This window comes from Magnetococcales bacterium, from assembly GCA_015231755.1.
In the GTDB taxonomy this organism is placed as follows: domain Bacteria; phylum Pseudomonadota; class Magnetococcia; order Magnetococcales; family Magnetaquicoccaceae; genus Magnetaquiglobus.
This window is the reverse complement of the sequence record JADGAZ010000002.1, coordinates 242314-254871: the sequence shown is the minus strand read 5'-3', so window position 1 is coordinate 254871 and position 12558 is coordinate 242314. Positions and strand designations below refer to the sequence as shown.

Annotated in this window: 15 protein-coding genes; 4 read left to right on the top strand and 11 right to left on the bottom strand. The window is 60.1% G+C overall.

The annotated features are described in order from the left end of the window. Positions 1-200, top strand: a 200-nt coding sequence (locus HQL98_02520) for a hypothetical protein (protein MBF0270938.1), incomplete at its 5' end; no start/stop codon positions are given. A 39-nt stretch (positions 201-239) separates the two neighbouring features. Further along, positions 240-770: a DUF2924 domain-containing protein gene (locus tag HQL98_02515; protein ID MBF0270937.1), complete on the top strand. Its 531-nt coding sequence runs from the start codon at positions 240-242 to the stop codon at positions 768-770. Positions 771-841: 71 nt separating this feature from the next. Here the strand turns inward: HQL98_02515 and HQL98_02510 are convergent, their stop codons facing one another. The 4 genes from HQL98_02510 to miaA form a co-directional block, all read right to left on the bottom strand. Then, positions 842-1183: a type II toxin-antitoxin system PemK/MazF family toxin gene (locus HQL98_02510; protein ID MBF0270936.1), complete on the bottom strand. Its 342-nt coding sequence runs from the start codon at positions 1181-1183 to the stop codon at positions 842-844. After that, positions 1173-1379: a DUF2281 domain-containing protein gene (locus HQL98_02505; GenBank protein ID MBF0270935.1), complete on the bottom strand. Its 207-nt coding sequence runs from the start codon at positions 1377-1379 to the stop codon at positions 1173-1175. Before HQL98_02505 ends, HQL98_02510 begins: the two co-directional genes overlap by 11 nt. Positions 1380-1487: 108 nt before the next feature. After that, on the bottom strand, positions 1488-2747 hold the full coding sequence (gene hflX / locus HQL98_02500; protein ID MBF0270934.1) for a GTPase HflX: 1260 nt from the start codon (positions 2745-2747) through the stop codon (positions 1488-1490). A 116-nt stretch (positions 2748-2863) separates the two neighbouring features. Beyond that, a complete protein-coding gene (gene miaA / locus HQL98_02495; GenBank protein MBF0270933.1) occupies positions 2864-3847 on the bottom strand; it encodes a tRNA (adenosine(37)-N6)-dimethylallyltransferase MiaA in 984 nt (327 codons plus the stop codon). A 14-nt stretch (positions 3848-3861) separates the two neighbouring features. On the opposite strand from miaA, the gene HQL98_02490 reads away from it, so the two are divergent. Continuing rightward, a complete protein-coding gene (locus tag HQL98_02490) occupies positions 3862-4575 on the top strand; it encodes an SDR family NAD(P)-dependent oxidoreductase (protein ID MBF0270932.1) in 714 nt (237 codons plus the stop codon). Positions 4576-4777: 202 nt separating this feature from the next. Here the strand turns inward: HQL98_02490 and HQL98_02485 are convergent, their stop codons facing one another. From HQL98_02485 to HQL98_02455, 7 genes are all read right to left on the bottom strand, one after another. Beyond that, a complete protein-coding gene (locus tag HQL98_02485) occupies positions 4778-5533 on the bottom strand; it encodes a methyltransferase domain-containing protein (protein ID MBF0270931.1) in 756 nt (251 codons plus the stop codon). Next, positions 5530-6204, bottom strand: coding sequence for an alpha/beta hydrolase (locus HQL98_02480; protein MBF0270930.1), 675 nt, complete (start codon positions 6202-6204; stop codon positions 5530-5532). Before HQL98_02480 ends, HQL98_02485 begins: the two co-directional genes overlap by 4 nt. A gap of 1 nt (position 6205) precedes the next feature. After that, complete coding sequence (locus HQL98_02475; protein ID MBF0270929.1) at positions 6206-7342, bottom strand: aminopeptidase P family protein; 1137 nt, start codon at positions 7340-7342, stop codon at positions 6206-6208. An 18-nt stretch (positions 7343-7360) separates the two neighbouring features. Continuing rightward, a complete protein-coding gene (locus HQL98_02470; GenBank protein MBF0270928.1) occupies positions 7361-7531 on the bottom strand; it encodes a hypothetical protein in 171 nt (56 codons plus the stop codon). A 315-nt stretch (positions 7532-7846) separates the two neighbouring features. Beyond that, positions 7847-9493, bottom strand: a complete 1647-nt coding sequence (gene groL / locus HQL98_02465) for a chaperonin GroEL (protein ID MBF0270927.1) — start codon at positions 9491-9493, stop codon at positions 7847-7849. Between the two features lie 72 nt (positions 9494-9565). After that, positions 9566-9862, bottom strand: a complete 297-nt coding sequence (gene groES / locus HQL98_02460; protein MBF0270926.1) for a co-chaperone GroES — start codon at positions 9860-9862, stop codon at positions 9566-9568. A 258-nt stretch (positions 9863-10120) separates the two neighbouring features. Further along, complete coding sequence (locus tag HQL98_02455; GenBank protein MBF0270925.1) at positions 10121-11362, bottom strand: HAMP domain-containing protein; 1242 nt, start codon at positions 11360-11362, stop codon at positions 10121-10123. A gap of 980 nt (positions 11363-12342) precedes the next feature. On the opposite strand from HQL98_02455, the gene HQL98_02450 reads away from it, so the two are divergent. Further along, positions 12343-12516, top strand: a complete 174-nt coding sequence (locus HQL98_02450) for a hypothetical protein (GenBank protein MBF0270924.1) — start codon at positions 12343-12345, stop codon at positions 12514-12516. Positions 12517-12558 lie beyond the last annotated feature (42 nt).

Here is a 12558-nt window from a genome sequence, read left to right as displayed (position 1 = left end):
GGTTGGTTTCCATCCATCCTACCAGAAATGTCAGATTCAGTCTTGCCTATTACACTCCGAAGGAGCGTGCGAATGCCCGTCACCTCTTTGTGTTCCTGCTGACCGAGGGGGATGCGCTGTTTTTGGGTGTCGGGCTGGCCGCCTACGGTGAAATCGCTGCTCTGCTCGTGATTTCAATTCATCAACCGACATCAGATTGAAACGGTTTTATCAACGGGCTGTTATGGAAGTCTCGATGTGTGGATGATAAGGTCAAAGTGGTGTTGGATTCCCTGCTGAAAGGAGATGACCGCCTGATTCGTCTGATTATTACACAGGATGTGAGTTTGTCGAAGGATGATGTGCGTGCGGCTTTGCCACGGGTAGTTGCTGGTTGGTCGTTGTCTTCGATTCAAACGATTCCGTCTTTGGTGGTTCATGTTCCGGATGTGAAGAATGAATTGCAAGGTAACGATAGATCGAAAAGAAATAACAGAAAAAATGTGAGCATAAAAGATCTTATGGATGCTGGTCTTCTGAGTTCTGGTAGTGTTTTGGAATTAAAGTATAAAAATAATAATTATAATGCAAAGATTGATCATAATGGAGACATTGTTTATGAGGGAGTTTCTCGTAAAAGTCTGTCTGCGGCGGCTAAGTTAATCACAAAATCAGAAAATAATGGATGGGATTCTTGGAAGATTCGAGAGAATGGACGTCTGATTTCATTGTCAGACCTAAGAAATAGATTGGATGGTGATAATTGCTATGATATGATTGATCTGGAATAATTGTTTGATGTTTTCTTAATTCGGAACAGTTTCAAGATAAGGCGCACGAATGGCGAGATATCTATACCTTCTTATGCTGATTTATGACAACCGAAGATATTGCAAAATCCGCGCACGACCATGGAAAAAAACTCCGGTGTCACTCTCCCAAGATTTCGAATCACGACCCCTCTGTCCAAGGTGTATATCTTGTCCTGTCGCACCCAGCTTGGTTTGGGTAGCGATCCATGCAGCATCGAGGCTGGATCCAGGGGTACAGCGGCTTCTTGCATGGGGGTCGATGTCACGGCCAATCCGATAAAGTCATCGTAGCGGTCGGGAAAGGTCAAGACCAGCACTGGGCGTTTCTTGTCAGTAGCAAGGTCTGAAAAGGGGAAGGGGATTAATACCAGATCACCCGGCTCACAGATCATTCCACACCTCGTCATCCGGGTTGTCCCACACCTTGCGCATGGAAAGTTCCTGGGCGGCTTTCAATGGATCGGTCTGCGCTTTATCGATGCCGTGGCGATGGGCGAGATAACCGATGAAGTCCAGCACTTCCTGGATCAGGGGGGCTGGCAACTGACGTATTTCGTATTGGACCCTTTCGGAAAGATTGGCAGTCATCGTTTCTCCTCCTGCGGTTTCATCCATCCCCCCAGTATCTGTCCGGTTTCATCCATGCCACGGATGGCAAACTCGAAGGACTCGTGGAACAAAAATGGCTCGGGTGTCTTACATGACCACCCCAAACTCCCGCACAATCCCCTCCAGCCGTCCTTGTGCGATGGGAGACAGCGCCAGGGTGAGATGGATGGATGCGTCGTCGTCGCGGCGTTCCAGGATCTGGCCTTCGCGGCAGAGGCGGGCGAGCAGGGCGCCTTCGGCAGAGGGGATGGTCAGTTGGAAAATCCGGGTGTTCTTGCGGGACTCCCGGCCCAGGGTGTCCAACAGAGCGTCGATGCCGGCGCCGGTCACGGATGACAGAATCAATACCCCGTCTCGTCCTTGCAGACGGCTGACCAGTCCCGAATCTTCCGGCAGCCGGTCGGATTTGTTGTACAAGGTGAGCATCGGTTTGTCTCCCACCTCCAGTTCCCGCAGGGTCTCCAGGACGGCGGACTCCTGTTCTTCCCATTCCGGATCGGAAAGATCCACCACATGCACCAGCAGATCCGCCTCCAGGGTCTCTTCCAGGGTGGCGCGGAAGGCGGCCACCAGTTGATGGGGCAGGTCGCGAATGAAACCCACCGTGTCGCTCAGAATGATCCGGTCGCCGTTGGGCAGCACGATCCGGCGTACCGTGGGATCGAGGGTGGCGAACAGTTGATCTTCCGCCAGCACATGGGCGCCGGTCAGGCGGTTGAAGAGCGTGGATTTGCCCGCGTTGGTATATCCCACCAACGCCGCGCTGAAAAAAGGTACCTCCTGTCGGGCGCGGCGTTGCAGGGCGCGGGTGCGCTGCACGGTTTCGAGCTTTTTTTCCAATTGGCGGATCCGATCGCGGATCAGGCGACGGTCCACCTCGATCTGGGTTTCTCCGGGACCGCCCCGCAGTCCCACGCCCCCTTTCTGACGTTCCAGATGGGTCCAGGAGCGCACCAGCCGGGATTGCTGATATAGCAAGGCCGCCAGTTCCACCTGCAAGCGTCCTTCCCGGGTCTGGGCGCGGGAGGAGAAAATTTCCAGAATGATGCCGGTGCGGTCCGATACCTTGGCCGCCAGTCCCTTTTCCAGATTGCGTTGCTGCACCGGGGTCAGCGGATGATTGAACACCACCAGTTCGGCTTCGTGTTCGATCACCTCGGTGGCCAGGGTCTCCAGGTTGCCCTTGCCCAGATAACTGCCGGAGTGGACCTTGGGCAGCGGAAAAAAACGGGTGGCCACCGGAACCAGTCCCGCGCTCAGCGCCAGTCGTTTGATCTCTTCGGCGAGCCGTTCCGCCCGATCACGGGTTTCGGACTGGGGAATGGTCTGCACCAGCAAGGCGCGCATGGGCTTCGGGGAGCGGTCGATCTTGGCTTCTTGGGTCACGGAGTGGCTCGCGGTATCTGGGAGCGGAAACGAATGACAATCTTTGAGAGTATAACGCTTTTCCGGAGCGCGGCAAGTCACCCCCCGGCCATGAAGCGGCGAATGTGCGCCAGGGCTTCCGCGTCCGGCGGCTCCGACGACAAGACGATGACCCCGGATTCTCGTTTCAGCCAAGTTTCCTGCCGTTTGGCGTAGCGGCGGCTTTCCCGTTTGGCGTGGTCGATGGCCTCCGTCAGGGGCACGGCTCCGGTCAGATGGTGAAACAACTGTCGATAGCCCACGGCCTTCATGGCGGGCAATCCCGGATCGTAGCCTTGGGCCAGGAGGGCCTGGGCCTCTTCCAGCAGACCGCGTTGCAGCATCTGGTCGAAACGGGCCTCGATGCGGGGATAAAGGACCGTCCGGGGGGGAATGAGGGCCAGTTTGAGCAGGCGCCAGGGAGGCGGCGGGGGTTGCTGTTTTTGCCAGGTACTCAGGGGCGTGCCGGTGGCCATGAACACCGACAAGGCCCGCAGGATGCGTTGGGCGTCGCCGGGGGTGATTTTGGCGGCGGCTTGTGGGTCTGCGGTCGTCAGACGCTGGTGCAGATGGGGCCAGCCGGTTTGCGCGGCTTCGGCGCGGATGGCGGTCAGCCAGGTTTCGTCGATGGGTGGGGTCAGGGCCAGTCCCTGTTCCACGGCCCGCAGATACAGCCCGCTTCCGCCGACGAACAGCGGCGTCACCCCCCGCTGGTGGAGGGTGCGGATCGTCTCCCAGGCCGCCTCCCGGTAGCGGTCCGCGGACCAGGGGTGATCCGGATCGGTTGCGTCCAGCAGATGATGGGGAACGAGTCGTCGTTCTTCCGGGGTGGGTTTGGCGGAGCCGATCTCCAGCCCCCGGTAGATTTGCACCGAGTCGGCGTTGACGATCTCCAGACCCAAGGCGGTGGCCAGAGTCATGGCCAGACGGCTTTTTCCCGAGGCGGTAGGCCCCATGAGAAAAATCACGGGGATCTTTGGCGCGGTTTCGTGATACAGTGGAGCGCTTTGAGGCGGGATCGGATCGGGTGGGATCGTTTGCATGTCAAGGAGTTCTCATGTCACTGGAAAATCGCATTATTCTGGTCACAGGCGCCGGTTCCGGCCTGGGACGCGCCGTGGCTTGCGCCTGTGCGACTGCGGGAGCGCGGGTGTTTTTGCTGGGCAGTCGTTTGAAAGCGTTGAAGGCCACCGATGATCTCATCCGCAGCGCCGGCGGTGAGGCGGGCATCGTGCCTTTGAACCTGGAAAGCGAACTGCAACGGGTGCCGGAGGTGGCCAAGGCGTTGTTCGAGCGTTTCGGGCGTCTGGATGCGCTGGTCAACGCGGCGGCGCTGGTGGGACCGCGCACGCCGTTGGATCTGCATTGTCCGGCGGACTGGGAGTCGGTGTTCCGGGTGAACGTGGCGGCTCCTTTTTTTCTCACCCGGGAGATGATGCCGTTGCTGAAACGCAGCGACTCCGGGGTGGTGATCCAGGTAGTGTGCCGCGAGGGCATGGAAGCCGCTCCGTTTCGCGGTGCGTATGGCGCCTCCAAGGCGGCTTTGTGGCAGATGACCCGCACCTGGGCCGCGGAAAGCCCCCAAGGTCCGGTGCGCATGAGCGCGGTGGATCCCGGTCCCATGGCCACGGCCCTGCGGGCCAAGGTCTTTCCCGGAGAAGATCCCGCCACCCTGCCTACCCCGGAGAGCGTGACCGGAATCTTTGTGCAATTGGCCTCCGGGAGTTTCAAGGGTGGGCATGGGGAGTTGTTCCAGGGGGGAAAGGATTGAAACCGCATCCATTTTTGGATGTCAACTCTTGAAAGAAAAGCGGGGGTCTGGGGGATTCTTCCCCCAGGGTTTTGACTTTCAAACATAAATCTTTTAATGTTTCTATATAATTTTTGTGTTTGAAAGTCCCAATGGCTTTGCCCTTGGATCCCACCAGGGGGATAATCCCCCTGGACTCCTGTCCATTGGCTCCGGTATCACATCACGATTGAATCCGGATGTACAACAACCGGTAACGCACCAGGAATCCGGTTTCTTGTGGTCTCAACACCCGTCGCAAGGCTCCTCCCGGTACCGGGCGATGGTGTGCGGCGGGCTGGTGGGCCCCCAGGGCGCGCAGGCTTTGCAGAAACGCCAGGGCCGAGTCATACGCCATGGGGAACCATTCTTCTTCCAGTTTTCCTTCCGGAGCAAGCCTTTTTTCCCAATCCTGGCAAGACGGGTAGTCGGGCATGCCGTGGGGCAGGCGGGCTGCGGCGCAGAGGGCGCGCCACTCCGGGAAGTTTTCCGCCCCCAGGGTGGAGACCACCAGCCATCCGCCGGGATTCAGCAAGGCAATGGCGCGGGCGAAGCTGGCCATGGGATCCCTGAACCATTGCCAAGTCAATCCGGAGACGATCAGGTCGAAGCCGCCGGCCACGGCCAGGGCTTCCCCGTCCATGACCGCCAAGGAGAGTCGCCCCCCTGGTGGAGCATCCAGATGGGTGCGGGCCACCTGGAGCATGCCGAAAGAGAGGTCGGTGAGCAGAAAATGGCCTGTGGGGAACAGTCGGAGCAGATGGCGGCTTAACAGTCCGGAGCCGCAACCGATCTCCAGAATCCGGGGAGCTTCCGGGAGTGACAGGGTGGCGAGGTGTTGGGCCAGTCGTCGGGCGGCGTGGGCCTGGACCGGGGCGTGGTCTTCGTACCGGGTGGCCGCCGCTCCGAAGGATTCCGCCACCCTGCGGGAACGGATCATGACAGACAGTGGTCAGCCAGGGTGGTGATCTGAGAGGCGCACCACTCCGGACGGGTCAGGGGCAGCAGATGTCCCCCATCCGGGAGCCACTGGATCGGGTCGGGTTGGAATGCGGCGAACTGGGCGCGGGTCATTTCCGGGGTGACCACCCGGTCGTCCGCGCTGGCCAGCACCCGCAAAGGCTTGGACCAGTGGGCGAGGGTGGGGCGGGTATCCCATTCGGCCAGCCAAGTCAGTCCCTGGGCCAGGGCTTCCGGATTCAGGGTGGCGGGCAGGGGAATCGGTTGATCCAGCCCCCCCTGACGTTGAAACACGGACAGCACCTCTTGCGGATCTTCCTGCAAGCGGGTGGCCATGCGTTCCAGGATGCGTCCGGCCACGCCCAGGGGATAATCCGGGGCGCGGGCGAAGCGGCAGAACCCGTTGATGGCCATCAGACCGCGACAACGGGCGGCGAAGTCGGGGTGATCCAATTGTCGGGTGAGCCACAGGAAGCCCAGGGAGTGACCCACGGCGATGAAGGGGGCGTGCGGGGGGATGGTCAGCGCCGGAGCGCCATGGAAACCCAGATCCAGGGTTTGGACCGTCAGGTCGGACAGGGCGCGGCGCACGGGTCGCCACACCCCGGCTCCGAAACCCCAGCCATGGACCAGCAGGACAAAACCGGACAAATCAGACCTCAAGAAATTTGGGAAAACGGGTCAGGTTGCGACAGCCGTCTTCATCCACCACCACCACATCCTCCAGCCGCACCCCTCCCAGATCCGGATAGTACAGACCCGGTTCCACGGTGACCACATGGCCGTTTTGCAGGGTTTGATCCCGGGCGCCGATGCGGGGGGATTCATGGATTTCCAGCCCCAGTCCGTGGCCGGTGCCGTGAAAGAAGCCGATTTGACGGCCCGATTCGTCGGTGCCGGTGATGAAACCGGCATCGGTCAAGGCGTCGGTGACCGCTTGGTGGACCTCGGCGCCGGAGGCTTGATCCCGGATCAGTTCGAAGGCGACCTCCTGGGCGGCCTGGACCGCTTCCCACATGGCCACGAGCCGTTTGGGGGGGGTGCCTTTGCAGACGGTACGGGTCATGTCTCCCCAGTAGCCGCTGGTTTCCATACGGGGGAAGATGTCGAGAATGATGGGTTGACCGGCGTAGAGCGGTCCGTGTCCCTCTTCGTGGGGATCGGCCCCCTGAGTGCCGCCGGCCACGATGGTATGTCGGGGAGAGGCCCCTTCCCGCACCAGACGGGCATGGATTTCGCCCCGCACCCGTTCGCTGGTCAAGGGCGCGCCATCGAGCCACAGCGCCCCTTCGTCGTCGATGGTGGACTGGCGGATGGTGTCGATGCCGGTCTCCATGCCCAGACCGGTCACCGCCAGGGCCACGGCGATGTGGGCGATCTCTTCGGCGGTCTTGATGGCCCGTTGGGGCCAGAAGGGTTCCGATTCGGGGTGGAGCGCGATGTCGGCGGCTCGGAGCCGGTCGGCCATCAGCAGCGGGAAATCCCGGGGGGTGCGCAGGCTGGTGATGCTCAGTTCCTGCAACCAAAAGGCCGTCAACGCCTCGGTGCCGGGGTTGGGATCTTCCGGGTGCGCCGCCTGCCAGCGGGTTTTGATCTCACCCCATTCGTGGATCTGGTCGGCACGGGCGGTGCGTCGCGCCCGGTCCACCTCCAGGGCGGAGACCACCACATGGCTTTGTCCCGAGGGATCCTGAAGAAACAAAAAGGGATCCGGCGCGAAAAAGCGCGTGGCATAATAAAGATCCGCCGACGATTCGCTGTCGGCGTAGATCAGGCGGGCAACGTCCATGACGGGGGGTAACGCAGCCTATTTGAAATTGGCGTTGAGAACGCCGAAGAAATTATGGAATTTTTTCCCGGTTTTGATCTTGACGGTCTGGAAATAGCGATCCGTGTTGTCTGTCCGCAGCCCGGCGGAGGCGGCCTTGACGAACACCCAGATCACGAAGCCTACCACGATCAGATTGAAAATCGCCATTGATGACACTCTCTTTTGTTGGCCGGATGTTGAGGGGCATTTTTAACCCGCCCCCGTTTTGGATCTAAACTGTTGAAAAAAAAGAGGGGGTCTGGGGGATTCATCCCCCAGGGTTTTGACTTTAAAAATAAAAAATCTTCAATCTTTTGATTTCAATGAAATTTTTATGTTTCAGAGTCCCAAGGGCTTCGTCCTTGGCCCCTGGACCCCATCCATAAAAAAAACGCATCCTTACACAATAAATCACCCCCGGTCGAGATGCAACCGGGGGTGATATTTTTTTCCAAAAAAGGGTACGACTGGATGGAAAAGGGATTACATCCCCATGTCACCCATGCCGCCCATGCCACCGCCACCCGGCATCGGGGGAGGCGCATCTTTTTTCGGCAGTTCGGCCACCATGGCTTCGGTGGTGATCATCAAACCGGCCACGGAAGCCGCCGCCTGGAGGGCGTGACGGGTCACCTTGGTGGGATCGATGACGCCACGGGCCACCAGATCGGTGTACTCGTCTTTGGAGGCGTCGAAACCGAAGCTCGGGGTGGAATTTTCGAGGATTTTGTTCACCACCACGGAGCCTTCGGCCCCGGCGTTTTCGGCGATGATGCGCACCGGCTCTTCCAGGGAGCGACGCACGATGTTGATCCCCACTCTTTGGTCATCGTTGGCGACCTTGAGGTTCTCCAGGGCGGAGCGGGCACGCAGCAGGGCCACGCCGCCACCGGGAACGATGCCTTCCTCGACCGCCGCACGGGTGGCGTGGAGGGCGTCTTCGACCCGATCCTTGCGCTCTTTGACTTCCACTTCCGTGGCGCCGCCGACTTTGAGAACCGCCACGCCACCGGCCAGTTTGGCCAGACGCTCTTGGAGTTTCTCCTTGTCGTAGTCGGAGGTGGTGTCTTCCATCTGGGCGCGGATCTGGTTGACCCGGGCCTTGATGTCGTTGGGAGAGCCGACGCCATCGATGATGGTGGTGTCATCTTTGGTGATGATGATGGATTTGGCGCTGCCCAGCATGTCCACGGTGACATTTTCCAGTTTCACGCCCACATCCTCGGAGGCGACGGTGCCGCCGGTGAGGATGGCGATGTCTTCGAGCATGGCCTTGCGGCGATCACCGAAGCCGGGAGCCTTGACCGCACACACTTTCAGACCGCCACGCAGCTTGTTGACCACCAGGGTGGCCAGGGCTTCGCCTTCCACGTCTTCGGCCACGATCAGCAGGGGACGGGCCGCCTGGACCACGCCTTCGAGGACGGGCAGGATCTGTTGCAGGTTGCTGACCTTTTTTTCCACCAGCAGGATCAGGGGATCTTCCATCTCCACCTGCATCTTTTCGGCGTTGGTCACGAAGTAGGGCGACAGATAGCCCCGGTCGAACTGCATGCCTTCCACCACTTCCAGGGTGGTTTCGAGCATTTTGTTCTCTTCGACGGTGATCACGCCCTGTTTGCCGACCTTGTCCATGGCTTCGGCGATCATGCGGCCCACTTCGACATCGTTGTTGGAGGAGATGGTGCCCACCTGGGCCACCTCGGCGGAGCTGGTCACTTCCTTGGAGATCTGTTTCAGGGCGACGATCACGGCTTCGACCGCGGCGTCGATGCCCCGTTTGAGATCCATGGGATTCATGCCGGCGGCCACGGCTTTCATGCCTTCGCGGATCAGGCTTTGGGCCAGGACCGTGGCGGTGGTGGTGCCGTCACCGGCTTCGTCGGAGGTCTTGGAGGCCACTTCCTTGAGCATCTGGGCGCCCATGTTTTCGAACTTGTCTTCCAGTTCGATCTCCTTGGCCACGCTCACGCCGTCCTTGGTGACCCGGGGGGCGCCCCAGGATTTGTCCAGAACCACGTTGCGGCCTTTGGGGCCGAGGGTCACCTTGACCGCGTTCGCCAGCACATTGACGCCGGCCAGCATTCTGCCGCGGGCGTTTTCGCCGAATTTGACTTCTTTAGCCGCCATGTCTCTTCACCTTCTCGTATGGATACGGAAAATATTGGGGGATTCACACCATCATCAAAGACCGGGAAACGGTCAGCCGATGATGCCCATGATGTCGGTTTCGCGCATGATGAGGAGTTCTTCCCCATCCAGCTTGACTTCGGTGCCGGCGTATTTGGCGAACAGAACCGTGTCACCCACCTGGACATCCATGGGACGGATGGAACCGTTCTCCTGGATGGCTCCCTTGCCCACGGCCAGCACTTGGCCCTGGATCGGTTTTTCTTTGGCCGTATCCGGGATGATGATGCCACCGGCGGTTTTCTTTTCCTCTTCGGTGCGTTTGACGACGACCCGGTCGTGCAGAGGGCGCAATTTCGATTTCAGCATGCTGATTTCTCCAAAAAAAACGTGCAACAGTTGTCTTGTTGAACCGACTAAAGAACGTCCTGCCCGGCTTTTGTGTGAACCCAAGACGGGCCTGACCGTGATGAAAACCAAGGCTTGGGGTATTCTCCGGCCTTTGGCGGGGCTTTTGCCTCGCGAAGGCTGTAACGCTAATGTAAGCATTGGTCGGGAGGCGTCAAGAGGGGGAGGCGAAAAAAAACGCGCTTCCCCCTCTTTGAGGGCGGATCCTGCGGGGAAATTTCAGAAGGTTTCGAACGCATCGTCCGTCGGGCGGGTGGAGGTGGCGCGGGGGCCGGGCAACAGTCGGGTTCCTGACGGGGCCGGGAGCGCAGTCCGGTTCCGGGGGGATGGGGGAACCCGGAGCGGAGTGGATGGGGGAGGCGAGACGTGATTGAAAAATCCGATGGCCTGCGCCAGCCGTTGCGCCTGGATGTTCATTTCGCCGGCGGTGGTGGCCATGGCCGTGGAGGCGGCGGCGTTTTGCTGGATCACCTGATCCAGTTGACTGATGGCGGCGTTGATCTGATTGGCCCCTTGACTTTGTTCCCGGGAGCCGGCGGCGATCTCTTGCACCAGTTGGGCGGTTTTCTGGATATCGGGGACCAGTCGGGCGATGATGGTGCCCGCCTGTTCCGCCACCAAGACGCTGGAGGCGGAGAGTTGGCCGATCTCCCCTGCCGCCGCCTGACTGCGTTCCGCCAGCTTGCGCACCTCGGCGGAGACCACCGCGAAGCCTTTGCCGTGTTCCCCGGCCCGGGCCGCCTCGATGGCGGCGTTCAAGGCGAGCAGATTGGTCTGACGGGCGATCTCTTCGATGATGGAGATTTTGCCGGCAATTTCCCGCATGGCGGTCACCGCCTTCAAGACCGCTTCGCCTCCGGCGGCGGCGTCCCGGGAGGCGGTTTGGGCGATCTGTTCGGTGGTTTGGGCGTTGTCGGTGTTCTGGGAGATGTTGCCACTCATCTCTTCCATGGCGGCGGAGGTCTCTTCGATGCTGGCCGCCTGCTCCGTGGCCCCCTGGGAGATGCGATGGGCCGAGTCGGATAGCGCCTCGGCGCCCGAGGTCACCTGATCGGTGGCGGCGCTGATGGTGGTCACCACCTCCCGCAATTGGGTGGCCATGGTGTCGATGGCCCGGGACATGGCGCCCAGTTCATCCCGTCGATTGCTCACGCAGCGGATGGACAGATCCCCGGAGGCCAGACGCGACATGTTGCCGATGCATCCGGTGACCGCTCCCACCAGATTGCGCCCCATGGCCCAGGAGAGCAGAAAGCCCAGCAGCAGAGCCGCGCCGGTCCCCCCCGCCATCACCAGACGGGTGGAGTCGATGGTGGCGGTCTTGCTTTTTTCCTGCATCTGGAAGGCGTGGTCGATGGCTTCCGCGGCCTTGCGTCCCGCCTCCATCATGCGGACTTCCGCCTTGGCCTGGGCCTGTATCATCTCCAGCACGGCGGTGAGGTTTTTCTGATAGATGGCCATGGCGTCCACCACGGCCTGGGCCATCTTGGCGTTTTTGGGATTTTTGAAGGTCACGGTCAGATCCGCCGTGCTCTTGGCGAGGCGGGCGGTCTCTTCCAGCAGTTGCGTCACCTGTTTGTCGTCTTGACCCTGGTCGAGCTGGATACGCTTTTCCGCCACGGTGAGTTGCTGAAAGGCGGAGGTCAGTTCGTTGACCTTGTGGACCTTGCCCACCCGGTCACGGGTGATCAGATCCGCCACGATTTCTTTGATGGGGGTCAGCTCGTTGTGTTCGCTGGCTTTTTTCAAGGATTCTCCCAGTTGCTGGATCTGTTCGGCCCGCAGTTTGTTGGCCTCCCCCAGTACCACGACGCCCGCCTGTTGCATGGTTTCCAGGCTTTGCCGGGTTTTGTGATCCAGGGTCACCAGCTCCTGAAAGGTCTGACCAAAGGAGTCGGCGGCTTGGGAGACCTGATCCATGGCGGTTTTTATCTCCAGACTTTGCGCGCCGGATTGGGCCGCCTGACGCTTGATGGCATCCAGTCCCTGGAGGGCGTTTTCCAGCTCTTTGGCCTCCCGGCTGCTGGCGTAAAGCCGTTCCGCCCGCAGCACCAGACCCAATTGATGGGTCATGGATGTCATTTCCGAGCCATTTTTCGACAGGAGTACCAGCCGATCCAGGCCGTTCCATCCGAACAGGGCCACGGTGAGGGTCAACAGCAGCACGGCTCCGAAAGCCAGACCGATGCGGCGGGAGAGGGTGAGATGTTTCATCGGAAGAAGTGTGCCTCGTCGTTGCGCTGTATCCGGGAAGGGGCCGGGTGGAGTTGCGGCAATGAAATGGAAGAACAGATGAACGATTGGTTATTGAACATCCGTTTCGGCTTGTCAAGCGGTTTTGGGCGGTCTTTTGGTTGACAGACGTGGCCCACCGTGATTTATCTGGGGCCATGCCGGGGAAAACAGGCCGGGAAGACTATTTATTGAAGAAGGATCGGGATATGGGACATTTGCAGATACGTCATCTGGATGACGCGGTGATCGAACGGTTGATCCTGCGGGCCGAGGCTCTGGGGGTATCGGTGGAGCAGTGGCTGCGGGATGTGGTGACGGCGGCGGTTCAGGAGGATGGGGAATCCCCGCAGGTTTCCGACAGAGACGACCCCGAGGGGTGAGTCTGACGCTTTGGTGATCCATCGTTTCTGGTGACGGGCGGG

Bases quoted from the DNA above. Each gene is read 5' to 3' on its own strand.
- HQL98_02470 (MBF0270928.1), bottom strand. From the start codon at position 7,531: ATGGCGATTTTCAATCTGATCGTGGTAGGCTTCGTGATCTGGGTGTTC.
- HQL98_02455 (MBF0270925.1), bottom strand. From the start codon at position 11,362: ATGGCCATCTATCAGAAAAACCTCACCGCCGTGCTGGAGATGATACAG.
- HQL98_02450 (MBF0270924.1), top strand. From the start codon at position 12,343: ATGGGACATTTGCAGATACGTCATCTGGATGACGCGGTGATCGAACGG.
- groL (MBF0270927.1), bottom strand. From the start codon at position 9,493: ATGGCGGCTAAAGAAGTCAAATTCGGCGAAAACGCCCGCGGCAGAATG.
- groES (MBF0270926.1), bottom strand. From the start codon at position 9,862: ATGCTGAAATCGAAATTGCGCCCTCTGCACGACCGGGTCGTCGTCAAA.
- HQL98_02475 (MBF0270929.1), bottom strand. From the start codon at position 7,342: ATGGACGTTGCCCGCCTGATCTACGCCGACAGCGAATCGTCGGCGGAT.
- HQL98_02490 (MBF0270932.1), top strand. From the start codon at position 3,862: ATGTCACTGGAAAATCGCATTATTCTGGTCACAGGCGCCGGTTCCGGC.
- miaA (MBF0270933.1), bottom strand. From the start codon at position 3,847: ATGCAAACGATCCCACCCGATCCGATCCCGCCTCAAAGCGCTCCACTG.
- hflX (MBF0270934.1), bottom strand. From the start codon at position 2,747: ATGCGCGCCTTGCTGGTGCAGACCATTCCCCAGTCCGAAACCCGTGAT.
- HQL98_02510 (MBF0270936.1), bottom strand. From the start codon at position 1,183: ATGATCTGTGAGCCGGGTGATCTGGTATTAATCCCCTTCCCCTTTTCA.
- HQL98_02485 (MBF0270931.1), bottom strand. From the start codon at position 5,533: ATGATCCGTTCCCGCAGGGTGGCGGAATCCTTCGGAGCGGCGGCCACC.
- HQL98_02505 (MBF0270935.1), bottom strand. From the start codon at position 1,379: ATGACTGCCAATCTTTCCGAAAGGGTCCAATACGAAATACGTCAGTTG.